The organism is Spirillospora sp. NPDC052242 (assembly GCF_040679555.1).
Taxonomy (GTDB): Bacteria; Actinomycetota; Actinomycetes; order Streptosporangiales; family Streptosporangiaceae; genus Spirillospora.
In genome coordinates this window covers 44,092-64,905 of sequence record NZ_JBFAUZ010000004.1, presented here as the reverse complement: position 1 = coordinate 64,905, position 20,814 = coordinate 44,092, and the positions used below count along the sequence as shown (strand labels likewise).

Here is a 20,814-nt window from a genome sequence, read left to right as displayed (position 1 = left end):
GCCCCGGACGGCCGGATGAGGGGCCGCCCGAGAATTCATGAATGCGCTAATTCGTGGCCGTTGCTTCCGTAGTGGGGAGTAGAACGGAATCGTTCGTTCCCGTACGATGGCGGCATGGAGAGCACGGCAGCGGCGCCCATGAGCGGGCGCAAAGCGCAGGCGGCGCGCAACGACGAACTGATCCGGGAGGCGGCGCGCGCGGTGTTCACCGCGGACCCGGGCGCGCCGATCTCCGCGGTGGCCGAGCACGCCGGGGTGGGGATCAGCGCCCTGTACCGCCGGTACCGGAGCAAGGAGGCGCTGCTCCAGCACCTCGCCGACGAGGGCATGGACCGGTACCTCGCCGAGGTCGAGCGGGCCCTCGCCGACGACGGCGACCCGTGGGAGGCGTTCGCCGCGTTCATGCGCCGCTGCCTGGACATCGGCGCCGGCTCGCTGACGATGCGGCTCGCCGGGAGCTTCGAGGTCACCGAGGAGATGAGCCGGAAGGGACGGGCCCTGCACGAGGCCACCGAGCGGCTCCTGGAGCGGACGAAGCGGGCCGGTGCGCTGCGGCCCGAGATCGCGGTCGGCGACGTGTCGGTCCTGCTCGAGCACCTGCACACCATCCGGATCGGCGACGACGCCCGGATGAACCGGCTCCAGCACCGCTACCTCGCCCTCATGCTGGACGGCCTGCACCTGACGGGCGCCGAGGAACTGCCCGGTCCCCCTCCCGGCTGGCAGGAGCTGCGGGGACGCTATGACGACTGAGCGGGTGCTCGGGAAGCGGGAGCTGAACCGGGCGCTGCTCGCCCGCCAGATGCTGCTGCGGCGGGAGCCGGTGGGGCCGCTGGAGGCGATCGAGCGGCTCGTCGGGATGCAGGCGCAGGCGCCGAACCCGCCGTACATCGGGCTGTGGAGCCGCCTGGAGGGGTTCGACTTCGGCGCGGCGTCGCGGCTGCTGACCGAGCGGCGGGCGCTGCGGATCGTCGTCATGCGCGGCACCCTGCACCTGGTCAGCGCCCGGGACGCGCGCGTCCTGCGCCCGCTGACCCAGGTCATCTGGGACCGGGTGCTGGACGGGCCGACGGGCCGGGAGCTGGACGGCGTCGACCTGCGGGCGGTCGTGGACGCCGCGCGGGCGCTGCTCGAGGAGGAGCCGCGCTCGGACGCGGAGCTGCGGGGCCTGCTGGCCGGACGGTGGCCGGAGCACGACCCGGCGCTGCTCGTCCGGGGCGTCCGGTGCGTGCTGCCGCTGGTGCAGGTGCCGCCGCGCGGCCTGTGGGGGAAGGCGGGGACGGCCCGGCACACCACGCTCGACGCGTGGCTCGGCGAGGGCCCGGCCGTGGAACCGTCGCTCGACGAGCTGGTCCTGCGGTACCTGGGGGCGTTCGGGCCGGCGAGCGTGCAGGACGTCCAGCACTGGTCGGGCCTCCAGGGGCTCCGCGAGGTCGTGGAGCGGCTCGAGCCGAAGCTCGTCCGGTTCCGGGACGAGCGGGGGCGGGTCCTCTACGACCTGCCGGAGGCCCCGCGGCCGGGGCCGGACGAGCCCGCGCCCGTCCGGTTCGTCCCGGAGTTCGACAACCTGACCCTCGCGCACGCCGACCGGGCCCGGATCGTCTCCGAGGAGGATCGCAAGCGGATCTTCACGGTGAACGGGATCATCCGGGCGACGTTCCTCGTGGACGGGTTCGTGCACGGCATGTGGAAGGCGGAGAAGCGGCGGGGGGAGGCAACGCTGCGGATCGACCCGTTCGCCCCGGTTCCGGGGCCGGAGCGGGCGGCGCTGGAGGAGGAGGGTCTGCGGCTGCTCGCGGCGGTCCATCCGGACGCGAAGGCGCGCGCGGTCGAGTTCGTCGACTGATCCGTGAACCGGGGTCGGGCGCCGTCGGTCAGCCGTCGCCGCGGGCGCAGGGCGCCTCGTGCCGCGGGTCGAGCGAACCGAGCAGCGCGCGCAGCGACTCGCGGAACCGGAGCATCTCGTCGCGGGTCAGCGGGTCGAACAGGTGCCGCCGGACCTCGGCGACGTGGCCGGGCGCGGCCTCGGCGAGCACGTCGAAGCCCGCGTCGGTCAGTTCGGCGATCGTGGTGCGGCGGTCGGTGGGGTGCTTGGTGCGGCGCACCCAGCCGGCCGCCTCGAGCCGGTTGACGGCGTGCGAGAGGCGGCTCGGGGACGAGTGGACGATCTCGGCGAGCTCGGACATCGTGCGCGCGCGCCCGGGGGACTCCGAGAGCATCGCGAGGATCATGTAGTAGGCGTGCGGCATCCCCGAGTCGCGCTGGAGCTGGCGGTCCAGGGCCTCGTTGAGCAGCCGCGACGTCCACAGGAACGCGCGCCAGGTCTCCTGCTCGTCGTCGTCGAGCCACCGGGGGTCTGCCATGCCCCCAGTCTAGGCGAGTTGTTGAATCCTCAAGACTTGAGAGTTCAATCTTTTTCGTTTAGATTTGAACTACCGTCGCACTGGAGGACATCATGACCCGGATGCCCGTTCTGTACCTCAGCCACGGCGCTCCGCCGCTCGCCGACGACCCCGTCTGGACGGACGAACTCGCCCGCTGGTCCGCCGGGCTGCCGAAGCCGCGGGCCGTCCTGATGGTGTCGGCGCACTGGGAGGAGGCGCCCGCGACGCTGAGCGCGACGCGCCCCGTCCCGCTCGTGTACGACTTCTGGGGATTCCCCGAGCGGTACTACCGCGTCCGCTACGACGCGCCCCCGGCCCCCGAACTCGCCGCGAACGTCCGCGCCCTCCTGCCCGGAACGCGCCAGGACGACGGGCGCGGCCTCGACCACGGCGCGTACGTCCCGCTCGTGGAGATGTACCCGGACGCGGACGTCCCGGTGGTGCAGATGTCGCTGCCGACGCTCGACCCCGCGCGGCTGTTCGACGTCGGCCGCACGCTCGCGCCGCTGCGCGACCAGGGCGTCCTGATCGTCGGCAGCGGCTTCACCACGCACAACCTGCGGGAGATCGCCCGGCCGCCGACGCCGCGCCGCCCGCCTGGTCGGCCGAGTTCGACGCCTGGACGGACGCGGCCGTCGCGAGCGGCGACGTGGACGCGCTGCTGGACTTCCGCACCAAGGCCCCGGCGGCGCGCGTGGCGCACCCGCGCACCGAGCACTTCGCGCCGCTGTTCGTGGCGCTCGGCGCGGACGCGGACGGCGCCGGCGCGGCGCGCCGGTCGGTCATCGACGGCTACTGGTTCGGCCTCGCGAAGCGCTCGTTCCAGTTCGGCTGAGACCGCGCCGCCGCGCCGTCGTGCCGTGAATTGTCACGTTCCGTCCGGAATGAACGGGAACGGGGGGATCAGCTGCCGCCCATCTCCGCGAACCCGGTCCGCCAGGACGCCACCCGCGGCTTCCAGCCGAGCTTGCGCGCCTTCGCGTTGGACACCGGACGGCCGGTCGCGGCGGCGTGCCGCGCACCGCGCGGCGTCGGGGCGCCGAGCGCGGCGGCGTAGACCGGCAGCCAGTCGTTGAACGTCGCGGGCTCGTCGTCGACGATGTTGACCGCCCCGGCGGGCCAGTCGAGCGCGGCGAGCGCCGCCGCGGCGGCGTCGTCGGCGTGCACGAACGACGTCCACGCCGGGTTCGGCCGCATGTTCCCGGCCTTCACCCGCGCGGCGATCGCGCCGTCCGGCGCGTACCAGGTGCCGGGCCCGTACAGCGCCCCGTACCGCAGCACGACGCCGTGCGGCATCTCGCCGACGGCCTTCTCCAGCGCGGCGATGCCGGAGTAGGGCGGCAGCTTCGCGTTCAGCTCGTCGCTCTCGACGGCGGGCTCGTCGCCCGGCACGTACAGCCAGGCGATGCTCTGCGCGATCATCGTCCGCACGCCCGCGTCGAGCGCGGCGTCCACCAGGTTGCGGGTGCCCTCGATCCGCAGGTGCGAGTTCGCCTCGAAGTTCTCGGCGGACAGGTCCGTGAGCTGGTGCATCACCACGTCCGGACGCGTCGACGCCACCGCGTCGCGCACCGAGCCGGCGTCCAGCGCGTCCATCACGACCGGCGCGGCGCCCAGGCCGGCGATCGACCCGGTGCGCTCCGAGTGGCGCGTCGTCCCTGCGACCTCGTGGCCCGCCTGGACGAGCAGCGGGATCAGCCGGCGGCCGATGACTCCGGTCGCTCCGGCGAGGAGAATCTTCAAGGGGGTAACCTCCACGGCTTCACGCCATCGCGGGTCGTCTCACGGCAGGATAGGCAGACTCTCTTCCCAGGTCACGCCCACCTCCGGCGGTGGACGCGCCGGCCTCGCCCGAACGCGGGGCCGGATGCGGGGATGGACGGGCGGTTCCGCCCCCGTTGCCCGTCCGCCACCGAGGGTACCGCCGCCGGGCGCTCCGGCGCGTTTCGCGCACCGGGCGGGGGAGAATTCATCTGTTCCGGCGGGATTCTCAGAGCGGAGGGCGCGGCGAGCATGGAGATCACTCTGGTCCTGGGCGACATCACCGAGGAGCGCGTCGACGCGGTGGTGAACGCGGCGAACTCGTCCCTGCTCGGCGGGGGCGGCGTCGACGGGGCGATCCACCGCCGGGGCGGCCCGGAGATCCTGGACGAGTGCCGCAAGCTGCGCGCCTCCCACTACGGCGGCGGGCTCCCCACCGGGCAGGCCGTCGCGACCACCGCGGGGCGGCTGCCCGCCCGCTGGGTGATCCACACGGTCGGGCCCGTGTACTCCGCCACCGAGGACCGCAGCGGCCGGCTCGCCTCCTGCTACCGCGAGTCGCTGCGGGTCGCCGACGAGCTGGGGGCCGCGTCCGTCGCGTTCCCCGCGGTGTCGGCGGGCGTCTACGGCTGGCCGATGGACGACGCCGCGCGCATCGCGGTCGGCACCGTGCGGACCACGCCCACGCAGGTCACCGACGCCCGGTTCGTCCTGTTCACCCCGGACGCGTACACGGCGTTCGCCCGCGCGCTCGCCGCGTCCTAGCCCTTCGCGTCGCCGGAGCCCCGCGCATCCGCGGTCTTCGCGGGCGGCACGATGAGGACGGGCCGGTGCACGTGGTGCAGGACGCGCGTCGAGGTGCTGCCGAGCAGGACCGACCGGGCCCCCGACAGCCCCCGCGACCCGGTGACGACGAGGGACGCGTCCAGCTCCTCGGCGACGTCCACGATCGCCGCCCAGGTCGGGCCGCCGCTGCGCTCGGCGCGCGGCGTCACGTCGGTGAGGCCCGCGGCGGCGGCGAACTCGGCGCCCTTGAGCGCGAGCAGCTCGGCCTGCTTCTCCTCCTCGAACCGGTCGCGGCCGCCGCCGGTCTGCATGACGATCGGCGCGGCGGCGGCGATCGGCGCCCAGGAGATCTGCGCGAGCAGCGGCTCCCAGACCGAGAGGATCACGGTCGGTTCGGGCCGGAGGTGCCGCGCGGCGTACTCGACGGCGGCGCGGGAGTCGTCGGAACCGTCGAAGGCGATGAGAACGGTCATGTCCTCCACGTATCCGCGGGAGACGGTTCCGAACGCCCGCGGCGGCGGAAGTGGTGAGACTCTCAGCCGCGCCGTTCATGCGCGGGCTCAGACGCCCCCGTCCGGCTTCGGGTCCGCGCCGGGCTCGCCCGCGAACGCCTGCGCGATGCCGAGCCAGCGGTCCGCGTCCGGCCCGTCCGCCGTCACGGCGAGGTCGTCGCGGTGCCGCCGCCGGGTCACCAGCAGGCAGAAGTCCAGCGCCGGGCCCGCGACGGACTGCCGCGCCCCCTCCGGTCCCCACGTCCACACCTCGCCGGACGGTCCGGTCAGCTCTACCCGGAACTCCTCGGCGGGCGGGGTCAGGCCGCGGTTGCCGAACGCGAAGTCGCGCGCCCGGACGCCGATGTGCGCGACGTGCCGGAGCCGGTGCGTCGGCTCCCGGCGGACGCCGAGCGCCGCCGCGACGTCCTCGCCGTGCGCCCACGTCTCCATCAGCCGGGCCGTCGCCATGGACGCCGCGCTCATCGGCGGCCCGAACCACGGCAGCTTCGTGCCCGGCGGGACCGCGGCGAGCGCCGCGCGCATCCGGCGGCGGCCGTCCCGCCAGCGGGCGAGCAGCGCCGCCGGGTCCTCGGCGGCGCCCGCGGCGGCGCCCTCCTCGACGAACGCGGGCCCGTCGGCCGCCGCCCGCTCCAGCAGCGCGGGGAACGCGCCCGGGTCGGCCGCGGCGACGATCGCCTGGTCGTCCGTCCACGCCAGGTGCGCGATCTGGTGGGCGATCGTCCAGCCCGCGGCGGGCGTCGGGTCGGCCCACCGCCCGGCGGGCAGGGGCGCGACGAGCGCGTCCAGGGAGTCGTTCTCGGCGGTCAGGTCGGCGAGCAGCGCGTTCACATCCGGCATCCCGCCACTATCGCCCGGTCTCGCCCGGCCCGTCGAGGGACGTCTCCACCAGCTTCCGCGCCGTCGCGTAGTCGGCCTTGCCGTTCGGCAGCCGTAGCGTCCGCCCGGTGCGCACGAACGCCTTCGGGATCTTGTAGCGGGCGAGGTGCGCGGCGCAGCCGTCCCGCAGCGCCGCGTCGTCCGGGGCGTCCGCCGGGCCGAGCACCGCGACGATCTCGCTGCCCCACCGCTCGCTCGGCCGGCCCAGCACCAGCGCGTCCGTGACGCCCGGCAAACCCCGCAGCACCGTCTCGACCTCCTCCGCGAACACCTTCTCGCCGCCGGTGTTGATCGTGGTGGCGTCGCGGCCGTGCACCTCGACCGTCCCGTCCGCCAGCAGCCGCGCCCGGTCGCCCGGGACGACGAGCCGGTCGCCGTCCACGGTCAGGAACGTCGCGGCGGTCTTCTCGGGGGCGTTCAGGTAGCCGAGCGGGATCGAGCCGCCGCCCTTGGCGAGCCAGCCCAGCTCGTCCTCGCCGGGCGCGAGGCGGCGCGTCCGGTCGGCGCTGAGCACGGCCGCGCCGGCCTGCAGCGCGAACCGGGAGTCGGCGCCCTGCCGGGTCACCGAGAAGCCGCTCTCGGACGAGCCGAGGACGTCCACCAGCCGCGCCCCCGGGACCAGCTCCAGCAGCCGCCGCTTGACGCCCGGGCTGATCCCGGCCGCCGAGTTCAGCAGCGTCCGCAGCGACGACAGGTCGCGCGGGCGGCGCTCCAGCGCCTCGACGATCGGCCGCGCGAACGCGTCCCCGACGATCGGCATCCGGGTGGCGCGCTCCCGCTCGACGACGTCCATCAGGTCGTCGGCGTCCAGCCCGTCCACCCGGTGCGGGAAGACCACGCACGCGCCGCCGCACCAGCCGCCGAGCGCCGACCAGGTCCCGCCGCCGTGCATCATCGGCGGCGCGACCAGCACCCGGTGCTCGCCCCGGACGGCCCGCGCCACCGCCTCGCCGACGTCGGTGAGCGGCGACCCGTCCCGGCGGCGCACCTGGAACGGGCCGTGCATCAGGTCGCCGATCCGCCACAGCACGCCCTTCGGCATGCCCGTCGTGCCGCCCGTGTAGAGGATCTGCAGGTCGTCCGCCGACGGACGGACGCCGGCGGGCGGCTCGGCGGACGCGGCGGCGAGCGCGTCCTCGTAGTCGAGCGCGCCCGGCGCGAGCGGCGTGCCCGAGTCGTCCGCGACCTGGAGCAGCAGCGGCGCCGCGTCCAGCCGCTTCACCACCCGCTCGACCTGCCCCGCGAACCGCGCGTGGTACAGGATCGCGCGGGGGCGCGCGTCGCCGAACAGCTGCGCCAGCTCGTCGTCCACGTACCGGTAGTTGACGTTGAACGGCGCGACGCGGGCCTTGTGCGCGCCGACCAGGCCCTCCAGGTACTCGGGGCCGTTGTGCAGGTACAGCGCGAGATGGTCGTGCGGCGACTCCCACGGCTCGTGCGTCCCGTCCCGGCGGCCGAGGCCGTGCGCGCGCAGGACGTTCGCGAGCCGCCGCGTCCGGTCGGTGACCTCGCGCCAGGTCATCCGGCGGTCGCGCCAGACGAGGCACTCGCGGTCGGGGATCGCGGCCGCGACGGCCTCGTGCAGGGTCGCCAGATCGAGCTGCGGCGCGTCAAGCCGCGCGTCCGCGGACTGGGGCATCGGCGGTCCTCCGGGGGATGGTCGTGGGCACCCGGGATCACCGTAACCCAATGCTTACCGAATCTCATTCGGCAGGGTGGTCGCGAGACGATGTCCCGATGGCCCGACCGCAGAAGCCGCAGGGGGAGGTGACCCGCGGCACCACCGCGCCCAACCGGCTCCGCCGCATCGACCGGTGGATCGCCGCCACCCAGCGGCCCGCCCTCCGCCAGTACGACGGCACGGCCGTCCGGCCGCTCGCCGTCGACCTCGGCTACGGCGCGTCGCCCGTCACCACGTTCGAGCTCTACACCCGGCTCCGCGCCGTCGCGCCCCGCCTGGACGTCGTCGGCATCGAGATCGAACCCGACCGGGTCGCCGCCGGGCTCGACTTCCTCGCCGCCACCGGCCCCCACGAGGGCCTGACGTTCCGGCGCGGCGGCTTCGAACTCCCGGTGCCCCGCCCGCCCGTCCTCGTCCGCGCCGCCAACGTCCTGCGCCAGTACGACGAGCCCGCCGCGTGGCGCGCCTGGGACGACCTGCGCGACCGGCTCGCGCCCCGCGGCGTCCTCGTCGAGGGCACCTGCTCGGAGACCGGGCGCCGCGCCGTCTGGGTCGCCCTCGACCGCGACGGGCCCCGCACCATCACGTTCGCCGCGCACCTGCCGACCCTCGACCGCCCGTCGTCGCTCGCCGAACGGCTCCCGAAGACGCTCATCCACCGGAACGTCCCCGGCGAGCCCGTCCACGCGCTGCTCGCCGCGTTCGACCGGGCCTGGGCGACCGCCGCGCCGCACTCGGCGTTCGGGCCCCGCGCCCGCTGGATCGAGGCGGTGCGGCTGCTCGCGGGCACGCACCCCGTGCTGACCGCACCGCCCTACGGGGGCCGCCGCCGCTGGCGCCTCGGCGAGGTCACCCTCCCCTGGACGGCCGTCGCGCCCCGCTAGCCTCGCGGTGCGGCTACTTCTCGCGGTGCAGCTTGTACGGCGCGGCCTGGACGCGCGGCTGCACGTCGATCCGGTCGATGTTCACGTGCGGGGGCCGCGTCACCGCCCAGGCGACGCAGTCGGCGACGTCCTCGGCCACCAGCGGCTCCGGCACGCCCTCGTACGGCTTCTCGGCCTTCTCCGCGTCGCCCTTGAACCGGACCAGCGAGAACTCCTCGGTCTTCACCAGGCCCGGCGCGACCTCCGTGACCCGCACGGGCTCCGCGACCAGCTCCAGCCGCATGACCTCGTTCACCGCGTACGCGCCGAACTTCGCCGCGTTGTAGCCCGCGCCGCCCTCGTACGCGACGTGCCCCGCCAGCGACGTGATGTTCACGACGTGCCCCTCGCCGCTCTCGATCAGCTTCGGGAGCAGCGCCTTGGTGACCCGGACGAGCCCCAGCACGTTCGTCTCGTACATCGTGCGCCAGTCGTCGACGTCCGCGTCGGCCACGCTGTCGAGCCCGACCGCGCCGCCCGCGTTGTTCACGAGCACGTGGCAGCCGCCGACCGCCGCGGCGAGCGCGTCCACCGACTCCTGCGACGTGACATCGAGCGTGATCGGGACGATCTTGGCCGCGCCCGGCACGGTCGCGGCGATGTCCTTCGCCAGCTCGTCGAGCCGGTCGCGGCGCCGCGCCGCCAGGACGACGTTGAACCCCTCCGCCGCCAGCCGCCTGGCCGTGGCGGCCCCGATGCCGCTGCTCGCTCCGGTCACTACCGCCGTTTTCCGCATGCGTCCAGCCTCTCAGGCGGCCGGGAGCGGACGCCGGTGAGGTCGATCACTGTCGGAGAATGTCGCAATTGGAGACCATCTTCGGGGAACACCGGGCGCGGTGGATAGGTTGCACTACCGGAGGTGGTGTCCGGTGCCGCGTCGTATCAGCCGGGTTGCGACGGTAAGTCTTCATACGTCCCCTCTGGACCAACCGGGGACCGGTGACGCCGGCGGTATGAACGTCTACATCGTCGAGACCGCCAAGCGGCTCGCCGAACGCGGCGTCGAGGTCGACATCTTCACCCGCGCCACGTCCCGGGCCCTGCCGCCCGTCGCCGAACTCGCGCCCGGCGTCCTCGTCCGGCACGTCGTCGCCGGCCCCTTCGAGGAGCTCGACAAGACCGACCTCGCCCGGCACCTGTGCGGCTTCACCTCCGGCGTCCTGCGCGTCGAGGCCGCCCACGACCCCGGCCACTACGACCTCCTGCACACCCACTACTGGCTGTCCGGCCAGGCCGGGGACGCCGCCAAGCGCCGCTGGGGCGTCCCGCTCGTGCACTCCATGCACACGATGGCCAAGGTCAAGAACGCCGCCCTCGCCGACGGCGACAAGCCCGAACCGGACGCGCGCGTCCTCGGCGAGGAACAGGTCGTCGCGTCCGCCGACCAGCTCGTCGCCAACACCGGCAAGGAGGCGCGCGAGCTCATCGACCTCTACGGCGCCGACCCCGCGCGCGTCGCGACCGTCCGTCCCGGCGCCGACCTCGACCTGTTCCGCCCCGAGCCGCTCCCGCCCGGCCCGGCCGGCTCGCCCGCCCGGCGCGGCGGCCCCGCCCGCCGCCGCCTCGGCCTGCCCCGCGACGCCTACGTCCTGCTGTTCGTCGGCCGCATCCAGCCGCTCAAGGCCCCCGACGTCCTGCTGCGCGCCGCCGCCCGGATGCTCGCCGACGACCCGTCGCTGCGGTCCCGGCTCGTCGTCGCCGTCGTCGGCGGCCCCTCCGGATCCGCCCGCTGCCGTCCCGAGGGCCTGCAGTCGCTCGCCGCCGAACTCGGCATCTCCGACGTCGTCCGGTTCGAGCCCCCGGCCCCCCAGGCGGAGCTGGCCGACTGGTACCGCGCGGCCGACGTCACGGTCGTCCCCTCGCACTCCGAGTCGTTCGGCCTCGTCGCCGTCGAGTCCCAGGCGTGCGGCACGCCCGTCGTCGCGTCCCGCGTCGGCGGCCTGTGCACCGCCGTCGCCGACGGCGAGTCCGGCGTGCTGATCTCCGGACACGACCCCGCCGACTACGCGGCCGTCCTCCGCCGCCTCGAGGACCCCGCCGCGCACGCCCGCCTCGCCCGCGGCGCCGTCCGACACGCCCGCGCCTTCGGCTGGGACGCCACCGTCGACGCCCTCCTGGACGTGTATACCGGTGCCATGTCCCGTCCGCCCGCACTCGTCCCTCAGGTGACCGCTTGACTTCTTCCCCCGCCTAAAGGCGGGGGATTCCAGCGGTCGCCCGCTGGGTTTCCTGCTTCACCGACGACTGCCCCGTCCGGGAGGACTCCCGTTGAGGTCTCACACCGTCTCCACAGGCAGTCGCCGCCGGCCCGGCGGCCAGAATGTTGCGTGCCGCGTTCACGTCGCGGTCGTGCACCGCGCCGCAGTCGCACGTCCACTCGCGGACGTTCAGCGGCATCTTCGCCGCGACCGTGCCGCAGGCACCGCACAGCTTGGAGCTGGGGAACCAGCGGTCGATCACGACGAGTTCGCGCCCGTACCAGGCGCACTTGTACTCCAGCATCGTGCGGAGATCCGTCCACGCCGCGTCCGAGATGGCGCGCGCGAGGCGGCCGTTGCTCCGCGCCCTCAGGGAGGGCACGGGACCAGCGGATGTCCAGGGGCTCGGCCATCTTCGCGAGCGTGAGTGCTCCGTCGCGCCACTTGCACGCCGGTCCGCCCTGGCGGCGAACCGGCTTTTCCTGCCCTGCTCCGCAGGAGCTTCGATTCCTCCCCGGCCTGAAGGCCGGGGTATCCACGAAGGAAGGCCCTGATGAACCCCGTCGAGACCATCCGGCAGACCCTGCGCGACGCCGAGCTCGAGTTCGACGAGCCGCGCGCGGACGCCTTCTTCGTCAAGCTGCCCGGCAAGCGCAAGCTCGCCACCATGACCTGGCTCATCGTCGGGGACCACAGCCTGCACGTCGAGGCGTTCTTCTGCCGCCGCCCCGACGAGAACCACGCCGAGTTCTACCGGTTCCTCCTCGAGAAGAACGGCCGCATGTACGGCGTCGGCTTCGCGCTCGACGACGTCGGCGACGTCCACCTCGTCGGGCGGCTGCCGCTCGCGTCGATCACCCCCGACGAGATCGACCGGCTCCTCGGCTGCGTCCTCACCTACTCGGACGAGAACTTCGACAAGGCCCTCGAACGCGGGTTCAAGACGTCCATCCAGCGCGAATGGGACTGGCGCGTCAAGCGCGGCGAGAGCCTCGCCAACCTCCAGGCGTTCGCGTCGTTCGCGGACCCGGCGAATCGTGACTGACCCGGCGGCTCGATAAGCTCTGCACCATGGCGACCCTGGTATTGCTCCGGCACGGTGAAAGCGTCTGGAACGCCGAAGGCCTGTTCACCGGCTGGGTGGACGTGGACCTGTCGGCGAAGGGCGAGAGCGAGGCCACCCGCGGCGGCGACCTCCTCCTCGACGCGGACATCACCCCCGACGTCGTGCACACGTCGCTGCTCAAGCGCGCCATCCGCACCGCCAACATCGCGCTCGACGTGGCCGACCTGCTGTGGATCCCCGTCCGCCGCTCCTGGCGGCTCAACGAGCGCCACTACGGCGCCCTGCAGGGAAAGAACAAGGCCCAGACGCGGGAGCAGTACGGCGAAGAGAAGTTCATGACCTGGCGCCGCTCCTACGACACCCCGCCACCGCCGATCAAGGACGACGACCCGCTGTCGCAGGTCAACGACCTCCGCTACGCCGAACTGCCGTCCGAGCTGATCCCGCGCAGCGAGTGCCTCGCCGACGTCATCGACCGCATGCTGCCGTACTGGTACGACGCGATCGTCCCCGACCTCGCCGCCGGGAAGACCGTCCTGGTCGCCGCGCACGGCAACTCCCTGCGCGCCCTCGTCAAGCACCTCGACGACGTCTCCGACGAGGACATCGTCGGCCTCAACATCCCGACCGGGATCCCGCTCGTCTACGAGCTCGACGACGACTTCGCCCCGCTCAAGCGCGGCGGCGAGTACCTCGACCCGGCCGCCGCGAAGGCCGCCATCGAGGCCGTCAAGAACCAGGGCGCCGCGAAGCCCGCCGCCGGCAAGGACGCCCCGAAGGCCCCGGCCCCCGCGAAGGCGAAGGACGCGAAGCCGTCCGGCAAGGACGCCAAGGACAAGCCCCGCCGCGGCCGCCGCAAGTAAGGCCCCGGACTCGCACGACCCCGCGAACCGCCCGCGCCGAACGGCGCGGGCGTTTCCTTTCGCCCCCGGACCGGACGTGGCCGCCTTCGCGATCGCTCAGCCCGCGCCGTCCGCTGTTCCGGTCTTGTCGGGGACGAAGACCAGGCTGAGCAGGTGGCGGGTCCGGCCGTTGCCGGGCGCGGTGCGCGTGCGGCGGGCGACGGCCCGCCTCGATCTCCTCGACCAGCGCGGCGAACTCCTCGTCGGTCACCCACACCGCGCCCTGCCGGTGGTCGTCCTTGGTCATGGACTCGCGGGCGGCGGCGTCGACGAGCGCCGCGTCCTGCCGCACCCGCCCGCCCTCGCCGCCGCCGATGCGGCCGGGGCGGGCGGCCGCGTGCTCACTCCTTGAGCTGGAGCAGGTCCGTCTGGACGAGCGCGGCCCGGACGAGCAGCGCGACGATCAGGTTGTGGTTGAGCGCGTTGCCGATCGGCGGCGGGATCTCCTCCTCGCGGAGCCCCGGGATGTCCTTGCTGAGCCGGAACCGCACCCGCTCGACGACGCGCTGGGCCCGCTTGACGTTCCACCCCGCGCCCGGACGGGCGAGGTTCAGCTCCTCGTTGACCTGCGCCCACGTGAGCGGCGCCGGGTTCGGTTCCTGCGCGAGGTAGCGGCGGGCCAGGCACGCGAGGACGAGCCGCTCGTCGTCGTCCTGCAGGAGCGAGCCGTCCGGGTCGGCGGTGCCGAGCTCGTGCTGGTCCGGGGCCTCGAAGCGGGGGCGCGCGGCGATGCGCGTCTCCAGCAGGTGCTCCTGCTCCGGGCCGATGACGAACAGCGGCGTGTACGCCGTCGGGAGTTCGGCCTCGTGCCCGCCGAGCACCAGCCGGTCGGGGAAGCGGATGGCGCGCTTGCCGGTGTTGTAGAGCATCCAGCGCGTGCCGTCGTGGCGGATCAGCCCGTGCCGACGGCTGACGTGCTGGTCGTTCGCGCCGACGCAGACGTGCACCTCCGGCTCGCACCGCCCGAAGACCACCGTGAAACCGGCGTCCGGCGCGACGCGCATCCCGCCGTTCGGGCCGCGGACGAACAGGGTGCCCGGGGCCGCCGGCGGGATCCCGTACGCGAGGCCGGGGCCGTCCGCGGGCAAGAAGTCGACCTTGGGCGTGAACGCCGCCAGCGTCATGGTGCCGTCCTCCCGTTCATCAGATGCTGCCTTCGGCGTGGCCCGTGCCCTGCCCGGCCGTGGCCCCCTGCGTGACGAGCCGCCCGTTCGCGTCGACCTTGTAGCGGATCACTCCGCCCCCGCCGTTCGTCACGTCCAGCTCCCACACCGTCCTCGGGACCGACGCCGGGATCGGCACCGCCACCTCCCATGGCAGTTCGACGTTCTCCACCGTCCTGGAGTTGCCGTTCACCGAGTACGTCAGCGACTCGACCTCGCCGTCGCCGCTGACCAGGAACCGGATCTCGCCGACCGGGGTCGGGGACGCGCTCGTCGCCGGGACGGCCGTGGACGGCGGGGCGGGCGCGGCGGCCGCCTCCGTCCCGGAGTCGCGCCCCTGGAACCAGACGGCCGCGGAGACCACCGCGGCCACGGCCAGCACGGCGGCGACCGCGACACCGGCCCGCGCCGGACGGCCGCGCCCGCCGCCCGGCACCGGCGGGTTCTCCGCCGCCGCCCGGCGCCGCTCGATCTCGGCCGCGATCCCGGGCGGCCAGGCCGCCGCACCGGACGCCGTGCCCGGCGACGTCCCGTCCGCGAGCCGCTCGGCGACCCGCGCGGCGGTCGGGCGGCGGGACGGCTCCCGCTCCATGCAGTCGGCGATCAGCGCCCGCAGCCCCTCGTCGGGGACCCGGTCGAGCCGCGGCCGCTCCGACCGGAGCCGCAGCAGCTGCTCGTGCCACGTGCCCGCGCCGAACGGCTCCCGGCCGGTCGCCGCGAACATCAGCGTCGCGCCGAACGTGAACACGTCGCTCGGCGGGCCGATCGGCTCCCCGGCGGCCTGCTCGGGCGACATGAACCCGGGCGCGCCGAGCGGCGTCCCCGAGTCCGTGATCGTCGCGGCGTCCAGCGCCCGGGCGATGCCGAAGTCGATCACGCGCGGGCCGTCCGCCGCCAGCAGCACGTTCGCGGGCGTGAGGTCGCGGTGGACGATCCCGGCGCCGTGGATCTCGACCAGCGCCTCCGCGACCCCCGCCGCCAGCCGCCGGACGACCTCGGGCGGCAGCGCCCCGCCCGCCCGGACGGCGTCCCGCAGCGGCACCGAGGGCAGGAACTCCGTCGCCAGCCAGGGCGGACGGGCGTCCGGATCGGCGTCGACGACCGGCGCGGTGAACCCGCCCGCGACCGTCCCGGACAGCTCGACCTCGCGCCGGAACCGCTCCCGGAACCGCGCGTCGGCGGCGAACTCCGGATGCATGATCTTGATCGCGACCGTCCGTCCGGCGGCGGAACGGCCCAGGTAGACGGTCCCCATGCCGCCCGAGCCGAGCCGCGCGACGAGCCGGTAGGCGCGTCCCGAGGTCTCGACCGAGCGCGGGTCGCCGGGCTCAAGAGCCTGCACGTGATCCTCCGCGTGAGTCCGGCGGGGCGAGCGCCCGGACGCGCCGGTCCGAGGTCGCGACGCACACGACTCCGGCGACGCCCACCGGGACGCCGAACCGCGCGGCCCGCTCCGGGGCCGCCTCCGCCCTGTGGGTCCAGCGGATGCGGCCGTCGGCCGCGTCCAATGCGTACAGTGTGCCGTCGCTGCACGCTGCGTACAAGATCCCGCCGTCGAGCGCCAGCGCCGTCGCCTGCGACCGCGGGTCGTTCGCCGCCCGCGCGACCCGCCGCGACCAGGCGCGCCGCCCGGTGGCCGCGTCGAGGGCGACGACCTCGCCGTCCTCGCCCTCCACGAACACCTTCCCGCCACCGGCCGCGCTCGAGAAGGCGGTCATCGCCTGCCGCTTCCAGGCGAGGCCCCCGTCGGCGGCCCGCAGCGCGTGCAGCGTCCCGAGCCGGTCGGAGGCGAAGACCCGCTCCCGGTCGAAGCGCAGGTAGGCGCCGTGGTCCATCGGGTGCCGCCACCGGATCCGCCCGGACGCCGGGTCCAGCGCGACCAGTTCGGTGTTCGACCCGACCACGACGAGCCCCGCCCCGGCGGAGACGCCGTCCGGATTCGGCGGGGCGATCAGGTCGGACGTCCAGCCCCGGCGCCCGTCCTTCCGGTTCAGGGCGCCGATCCGCTCCCGCCGGTCCGCCCTCCTCGGGGAGACGCCGAAGCAGACGACGTCCGGGGCCGCCGCCAGATGCGTCGCGCTCTCGTGGAAGTCGAAGTCGGACCCGAAGCCGTACGTCCAGCGGGTGTCGCCGGACGCGGCCCGGACCGCCCGGAGCCGCCTGCCGTCGTCCTCCACCAGGAGCACGTCCGCACCCGCCGCCGTGACCCCGGCGGCCTCCCGCTCCCACCGGACGCCGCCGGTGCGCGGATCCAGCGCCCGGACCTCCTTCCCGACCTGCACGAGCAGCACGCCGCCCGCGCCGTGCAGTGCGATCTCGTCGTCGCCCTCGTACGACTGCTCCCACAGCCGGACGCCCTCCGGCGGCGGATCCGCCGCGTCCGGTCCGCCCGCGCCGGACGCCGCGCCGCCGTCGGCCGCGTCGTCCGGCAGCGGCAGGGTCGCCGCCGCGGCGAGCGCCAGCACCCCCGCGCCGAGCCCCGCGACGACCGTCCGCCGGCCCGGACGCCACGGCCCCGGCGCCGCGGGCTCCGCGCCGGCCGCCGGGACGACCTCGGCGGCGCGGCGCTCCACCTCCGCCGCCACCGGCGCGGGCAGCCACCCGACGCCCTGCAGCGACGGCTCGTCCGGGCCCGGCCGTCCGAGCGCGTCCAGCAGTTCCGCCGCGGACGGACGCGCCGACGGCTCGGCCCGCAGGCACGCGGCGAGCAGGTCGCGCAGCCCCGGGTCGGCGACCGCGCCCAGATCCGCCTCGCCGGTCAGCACCCGCAGGTGCCGGGCCCGCGCCGTCCCCGTCCCGAACGGCTCGACGCGCGTCGCCGCGTACGCGAGCGTCGCGCCCAGCGCGAACACGTCGCCGGGCGGCCCGACCCGCTCCCCCCGCACCTGCTCGGGGCCCATGTACCCGGCCGTCCCGATCGGCGCGCCGGCACGGGTGATCGCGGTGGCGCCGTCCGGCCGCGCGATCCCGAAATCGATCACCCGGGGGCCGCCCGAGGTCAGCAGCACGTTGCCCGGCTTCAGGTCGCGGTGGACGAGACCGCCGCGGTGGATCGCGTCGAGGGCCTCGGCGAGCCCGACGGCCAGCGCCCGCAGCGCGTCCGGCGGCAGCGGCCCGAACCCCGCGACCGCCTCCCGCAGCGACGGGCCCGGCAGGTAGGCGGTCGCGAGCCAGGGCGTGGCGGCGTCCGGGTCGGCGTCCAGCACCGGCGCGGTGAAGGCCCCCGCGACCGCGCGGGCCGCGTCGACCTCGCGCCGGAACCGGGCCCGGTACCGGTCCTCGCCGACGAACCGGCGGTGCACGACCTTGACCGCCACCGGGCGCCCGCTGCGCGACCGTCCGAGGTAGACGACGCCCATGCCGCCCGCGCCGAGCCGCGCCACGACCCGGTACGGGCCGATCCGGCGCGGATCGTCCGGCTGCAGCGGCTCCACCGGGGCCGACCCTCCGTGAGACGTCGATGACGGCCCCGAAAGGCTAACGGCCCCCGGGACCGCCCGCGCGGGCTTTCCCGGAGGCCGTCACCGGGCCAGGTATGGGTGCGGGGGTCAGGAGACCTCGTTGATCTCCTCGGGGCGCTGGCCCGTGACCAGGTACACGACGTTCTCGGCGACGTGGACGGCGTGGTCGGCGAAGCGCTCGAAGTACCGGCCCGCGAGGGTGATGTCGACGGCCGGTTCGACGCCGTGCTTCCACTTCGGGGAGAGCAGCTTGTCGAACAGGCGCCGGTGCAGGCGGTCCATCTGGTCGTCGTCGGCGTCGAGTTCGAGGCCCATCTCGACGTCCTGGGAGGCGATCACGCTGCCCGCCTTGGCGATCATGCGTTCGGCGATCTGCCCCATCTCCAGGACGGTCGCCTGCAGCTCCGGCGGGACGGCCGGTTCCGGGTGGCGGCGGCGGGCGGTCTTGGCGATGTGGACGGCCAGGTCGCCCATCCGCTCGAGATCGCCGCTCATCCGCAGCGTGGTGATGAGGGTGCGCAGGTCGCCGGCGACCGGCTGCTGCCGGGCCATCAGGTCGAACACCGTCTGCTCGATCTCGGCGTCGATCTTGTTGACCTGGTCGTCGGCGCTGATGACCTCCTCCGACAGCCGCAGATCGGCGTCCAGGAGAGCGGTCACCGCGCGGGCCATCGCGGAGCGGACGAGCCGGGTCATCTCGACCAGCTTGTCGCTGAGGGCGTCGAGCTCCTCGTGGTAGGCGTCGCGCAATTCGGATCCTCAGGGAGAAATCGTCGGAGGGGCTGGGGGAGTGGGCGCACTCACCCACGCCATAGCATGCCGGACCAGCGTGAATGCATCCGTATAAGAAGGTGAACTTTCGGGGAACGACACCCCGTTGACCTGCACGTTGGGACTACTTGGGTTCGATGCCCGCTTACCATCCGTGGTGTGGAGGTCGAGATTGTCGCGAGCCTGGTCGGGCTTGCCGGGCTCGCGATCGGGCTCGCGACGGGATTGGCGGTGCGCGTGAGCGAGCGAGCCCAGCGGACGGCGACCCCGGTGACGCCCATGAGCGGCCTGCCCCCGGGCATCGCGTCCGTGCTGAGCGTGCTGCGGTCGTCGGCCGTCGTCGTGGACGCCGAGGACCGGGTGCTGCGGGCCAGTTCGGCGGCCCGGGCGTTCGGCCTGGTCAGCGGTGACCGGCTCGTCGTCGACGAGCTGCTCGCCATGGCCCGGCTGGTCCGCCGCGACGGCGAGATCCGGGAGACCGAGATCCAGGTCGTCCCGTCCCGTATCCGCGCCCGCGCCGAGGGCCGCTGGTTCGCGGTGCGCGTCGCGCCGCTCGGGTCGCACGGCCTGGTGCTGGTCCTCGCCGAGGACCTCACCGACATGCGCCGCACCGAGGCGATCCGCCGCGACTTCGTCGCCAACGTCAGCCACGAGCTGAAGACGCCCGTCGGGGCGCTGTCGCTGCTCGCCGAGACCGTCGAGGGCGCCGCCGACGACCCCGAGGCCGTGCGCCGGTTCGCCGGCCGGATGCAGATCGAGTCCGTCCGGCTGAACAACCTGGTGCAGGACCTCATGACCCTCTCCCGGGTGCAGGGCGACGAACCGCTGCCCGACCTCGAACCCGTCCCGCTGGACGACGTCACCGCGGAGGCCCTCGACCGCTGCCAGATCAAGGCGTCCAGCAAGGACATCGAGCTCGCCACCGGCGGCACCGGGGGACTCCGGGTCCGCGGCGACGCCGAACTGCTCACCACCGCGCTGCGGAACCTCGTCGACAACGCCGTCGCCTACAGCCCCGAACGCACCCGCGTCGTCGTGTCGACCCGACGCTGCGACGACCGGTTCGTCGAGATCAACGTGACCGACCAGGGCATCGGGATCCCCGAGGCCGAAGTGGAGCGGATCTTCGAGCGGTTCTACCGGGTGGACCCGGCCCGCTCCCGCCAGACCGGCGGTACGGGCCTCGGTCTGGCCATCGTCAAGCACGTCACCAGCAAGCACGGCGGGGACGTTACGGTGTGGAGCAAGGAGGGATCCGGGTCGACGTTCACGATCCGGCTCCCGCTGCTCGACCCGCCCGTCCCCGCCGCCCTGAAAACCGCCCGGGAGGCAACACCGTGACCCGCGTTCTCGTCGTTGAAGACGAGGAGTCGTACAGCGACGCATTGGCGTACAACCTGCGCAAGGAGGGCTTCGAGGTGGCCGTCGCCGCCACCGGCCCGGACGCGCTGGACATCTTCGAGCGCAACGGTGCCGACCTCGTGCTGCTCGACCTGATGCTCCCCGGGCTGCCCGGCACCGAGGTCTGCCGGGAGCTGCGCACGAAGTCCAACGTCCCGGTGATCATGCTGACCGCCAAGGACAGCGAGGTCGACAAGGTCGTCGGGCTCGAGCTCGGCGCCGACGACTACGTCACCAAGCCGTACTCCCCGCGCGAGCTCATCGCCCGCATGCGCGCCGTCCTGCGCCGCCAGGGCGAGGACCCCGAGCCCGTCCCCGCGACGCTCGAGGCCGGGCCCGTCCGGATGGACGTCGAACGGCACGTCGTCAGCGTCGGCGGCGAGCCCGTCCAGCTCCCGCTGAAGGAGTTCGAGCTGCTGGAGGTCCTGCTCCGCAACGCGGGCCGCGTGCTCACCCGCATGCAGCTCATCGACCGGGTGTGGGGCGCGGACTACGTCGGCGACACCAAGACCCTGGACGTCCACATCAAGCGGCTCCGCGCCAAGATCGAGGAGACGCCCTCCACGCCCCGCTACATCGTCACCGTGCGGGGCCTGGGCTACAAGTTCGAGCCCTGATCGGCGGCACCCCCTCGTGCCGGTCGCGACCGGCACGAGGGACCGCGGACGAACGCGATGAGGCCCGGACGGCGAGCGACTCGCCGTCCGGGCCTCCGCACGTCCGCCCCCTGCCGTTCGCGGCTGTGCCGCCGCGTGGCCGTGCCGGTCGCGTACGCGAGCGAGCTGCGTGGCCGTGCGGATCGCGTAATTGTGCTGACCGCTAGGCGTGCTCGTCGCGGGGGCGGCCGGGCCGGGAAAGCGCGTCGGCCGGGCCTGGAAAGCGCGGCGGCCGGGCGCCCCGTGTGGGGTGCCCGGCCGCCGGTGCGT

General features: G+C 74.5%; 21 protein-coding genes and 2 pseudogenes. 12 read left to right on the top strand and 11 right to left on the bottom strand.

Going from position 1 to position 20,814, the window contains the following annotated elements; genetic code table 11:
* Positions 1-114 precede the first annotated feature (114 nt).
* Entirely contained in the window at positions 115-753 is a 639-nt protein-coding gene (locus tag AB0L25_RS04695; RefSeq protein ID WP_500168627.1) for a TetR/AcrR family transcriptional regulator, read from the top strand.
* Positions 743-1,846 carry a winged helix DNA-binding domain-containing protein gene (locus AB0L25_RS04690; protein WP_500168625.1) on the top strand — a complete coding sequence of 368 codons (1,104 nt, stop codon included), beginning with the start codon at positions 743-745 and terminating at the stop codon, positions 1,844-1,846. The genes AB0L25_RS04695 and AB0L25_RS04690 overlap by 11 nt, the downstream gene beginning before the upstream one ends.
* Positions 1,847-1,874: 28 nt before the next feature.
* Here the strand turns inward: AB0L25_RS04690 and AB0L25_RS04685 are convergent, their stop codons facing one another.
* Positions 1,875-2,363, bottom strand: coding sequence for a MarR family winged helix-turn-helix transcriptional regulator (locus AB0L25_RS04685; protein WP_500168623.1), 489 nt, complete (start codon positions 2,361-2,363; stop codon positions 1,875-1,877).
* Positions 2,364-2,455: 92 nt separating this feature from the next.
* Between AB0L25_RS04685 and AB0L25_RS04680 the strand changes: the two are divergent.
* Both AB0L25_RS04680 and AB0L25_RS04675 read left to right on the top strand, forming a co-directional pair.
* Positions 2,456-2,896 (top strand): annotated as a pseudogene (locus AB0L25_RS04680) (dioxygenase family protein); the annotation flags it as partial.
* Between the two features lie 137 nt (positions 2,897-3,033).
* The gene (locus tag AB0L25_RS04675; RefSeq protein WP_500168904.1) at positions 3,034-3,219 is read left to right on the top strand and encodes a hypothetical protein; all 186 of its coding nucleotides are present in this window, start codon (positions 3,034-3,036) and stop codon (positions 3,217-3,219) included.
* 68 nt (positions 3,220-3,287) lie between these two features.
* Here the strand turns inward: AB0L25_RS04675 and AB0L25_RS04670 are convergent, their stop codons facing one another.
* On the bottom strand, positions 3,288-4,127 hold the full coding sequence (locus AB0L25_RS04670; RefSeq protein ID WP_500168621.1) for an NAD-dependent epimerase/dehydratase family protein: 840 nt from the start codon (positions 4,125-4,127) through the stop codon (positions 3,288-3,290).
* A gap of 270 nt (positions 4,128-4,397) precedes the next feature.
* Between AB0L25_RS04670 and AB0L25_RS04665 the strand changes: the two genes are divergently transcribed.
* Entirely contained in the window at positions 4,398-4,910 is a 513-nt protein-coding gene (locus AB0L25_RS04665) for an O-acetyl-ADP-ribose deacetylase (RefSeq protein WP_500168620.1), read from the top strand.
* Here the strand turns inward: AB0L25_RS04665 and AB0L25_RS04660 are convergent.
* The 3 genes from AB0L25_RS04660 to AB0L25_RS04650 form a co-directional block, all read right to left on the bottom strand.
* A complete protein-coding gene (locus AB0L25_RS04660; protein WP_500168618.1) occupies positions 4,907-5,404 on the bottom strand; it encodes a universal stress protein in 498 nt (165 codons plus the stop codon). The genes AB0L25_RS04665 and AB0L25_RS04660 overlap by 4 nt on opposite strands.
* Before the next feature lie 87 nt (positions 5,405-5,491).
* A complete protein-coding gene (locus tag AB0L25_RS04655; RefSeq protein WP_500168616.1) occupies positions 5,492-6,283 on the bottom strand; it encodes a TIGR03084 family metal-binding protein in 792 nt (263 codons plus the stop codon).
* Positions 6,284-6,290: 7 nt separating this feature from the next.
* On the bottom strand, positions 6,291-7,961 hold the full coding sequence (locus AB0L25_RS04650) for an AMP-binding protein (RefSeq protein WP_500168614.1): 1,671 nt from the start codon (positions 7,959-7,961) through the stop codon (positions 6,291-6,293).
* A gap of 98 nt (positions 7,962-8,059) precedes the next feature.
* On the opposite strand from AB0L25_RS04650, the gene AB0L25_RS04645 reads away from it, so the two are divergent.
* Positions 8,060-8,887, top strand: coding sequence for a class I SAM-dependent methyltransferase (locus tag AB0L25_RS04645; RefSeq protein WP_500168612.1), 828 nt, complete (start codon positions 8,060-8,062; stop codon positions 8,885-8,887).
* 13 nt (positions 8,888-8,900) lie between these two features.
* On the opposite strand, the gene AB0L25_RS04640 is transcribed toward AB0L25_RS04645, so the two are convergent.
* Complete coding sequence (locus AB0L25_RS04640; RefSeq protein WP_500168610.1) at positions 8,901-9,662, bottom strand: SDR family NAD(P)-dependent oxidoreductase; 762 nt, start codon at positions 9,660-9,662, stop codon at positions 8,901-8,903.
* A gap of 133 nt (positions 9,663-9,795) precedes the next feature.
* Here AB0L25_RS04640 and mshA point away from each other — a divergent pair, with 133 nt between their 5' ends.
* Positions 9,796-11,103: a D-inositol-3-phosphate glycosyltransferase gene (mshA, locus tag AB0L25_RS04635; RefSeq protein ID WP_500168608.1), complete on the top strand. Its 1,308-nt coding sequence runs from the start codon at positions 9,796-9,798 to the stop codon at positions 11,101-11,103.
* A gap of 13 nt (positions 11,104-11,116) precedes the next feature.
* Here mshA and AB0L25_RS04630 read toward each other — a convergent pair.
* Positions 11,117-11,482 (bottom strand): annotated as a pseudogene (locus AB0L25_RS04630) (RNA-guided endonuclease TnpB family protein); the annotation flags it as partial.
* A 195-nt stretch (positions 11,483-11,677) separates the two neighbouring features.
* Between AB0L25_RS04630 and AB0L25_RS04625 the strand changes: the two are divergent.
* The 3 genes from AB0L25_RS04625 to AB0L25_RS04615 all read left to right on the top strand — a co-directional run bounded on the left by AB0L25_RS04625 (position 11,678) and on the right by AB0L25_RS04615 (position 13,444).
* Entirely contained in the window at positions 11,678-12,169 is a 492-nt protein-coding gene (locus AB0L25_RS04625; RefSeq protein WP_500168606.1) for a type III secretion system chaperone family protein, read from the top strand.
* A 26-nt stretch (positions 12,170-12,195) separates the two neighbouring features.
* Positions 12,196-13,053: a phosphoglyceromutase gene (locus AB0L25_RS04620; RefSeq protein ID WP_500168604.1), complete on the top strand. Its 858-nt coding sequence runs from the start codon at positions 12,196-12,198 to the stop codon at positions 13,051-13,053.
* A gap of 76 nt (positions 13,054-13,129) precedes the next feature.
* The gene (locus AB0L25_RS04615; RefSeq protein WP_500168602.1) at positions 13,130-13,444 is read left to right on the top strand and encodes a hypothetical protein; all 315 of its coding nucleotides are present in this window, start codon (positions 13,130-13,132) and stop codon (positions 13,442-13,444) included.
* On the opposite strand, the gene AB0L25_RS04610 is transcribed toward AB0L25_RS04615, so the two are convergent.
* The 4 genes from AB0L25_RS04610 to phoU all read right to left on the bottom strand — a co-directional run bounded on the left by AB0L25_RS04610 (position 13,434) and on the right by phoU (position 18,466).
* Positions 13,434-14,216, bottom strand: a complete 783-nt coding sequence (locus AB0L25_RS04610) for an FHA domain-containing protein (protein ID WP_500168600.1) — start codon at positions 14,214-14,216, stop codon at positions 13,434-13,436. The genes AB0L25_RS04615 and AB0L25_RS04610 overlap by 11 nt on opposite strands.
* Positions 14,217-14,235: 19 nt before the next feature.
* A complete protein-coding gene (locus AB0L25_RS04605) occupies positions 14,236-15,597 on the bottom strand; it encodes a serine/threonine-protein kinase (protein WP_500168598.1) in 1,362 nt (453 codons plus the stop codon).
* On the bottom strand, positions 15,584-17,689 hold the full coding sequence (locus AB0L25_RS04600; protein WP_500168596.1) for a serine/threonine-protein kinase: 2,106 nt from the start codon (positions 17,687-17,689) through the stop codon (positions 15,584-15,586). Before AB0L25_RS04600 ends, AB0L25_RS04605 begins: the two co-directional genes overlap by 14 nt.
* 114 nt (positions 17,690-17,803) lie before the next feature.
* Complete coding sequence (phoU, locus tag AB0L25_RS04595; protein WP_500168594.1) at positions 17,804-18,466, bottom strand: phosphate signaling complex protein PhoU; 663 nt, start codon at positions 18,464-18,466, stop codon at positions 17,804-17,806.
* Between the two features lie 180 nt (positions 18,467-18,646).
* Here phoU and AB0L25_RS04590 point away from each other — a divergent pair, with 180 nt between their 5' ends.
* Positions 18,647-19,828, top strand: coding sequence for a sensor histidine kinase (locus tag AB0L25_RS04590; protein ID WP_500168593.1), 1,182 nt, complete (start codon positions 18,647-18,649; stop codon positions 19,826-19,828).
* Positions 19,825-20,505 carry a winged helix-turn-helix domain-containing protein gene (locus tag AB0L25_RS04585; RefSeq protein WP_500168591.1) on the top strand — a complete coding sequence of 227 codons (681 nt, stop codon included), beginning with the start codon at positions 19,825-19,827 and terminating at the stop codon, positions 20,503-20,505. The genes AB0L25_RS04590 and AB0L25_RS04585 overlap by 4 nt, the downstream gene beginning before the upstream one ends.
* Positions 20,506-20,814 lie beyond the last annotated feature (309 nt).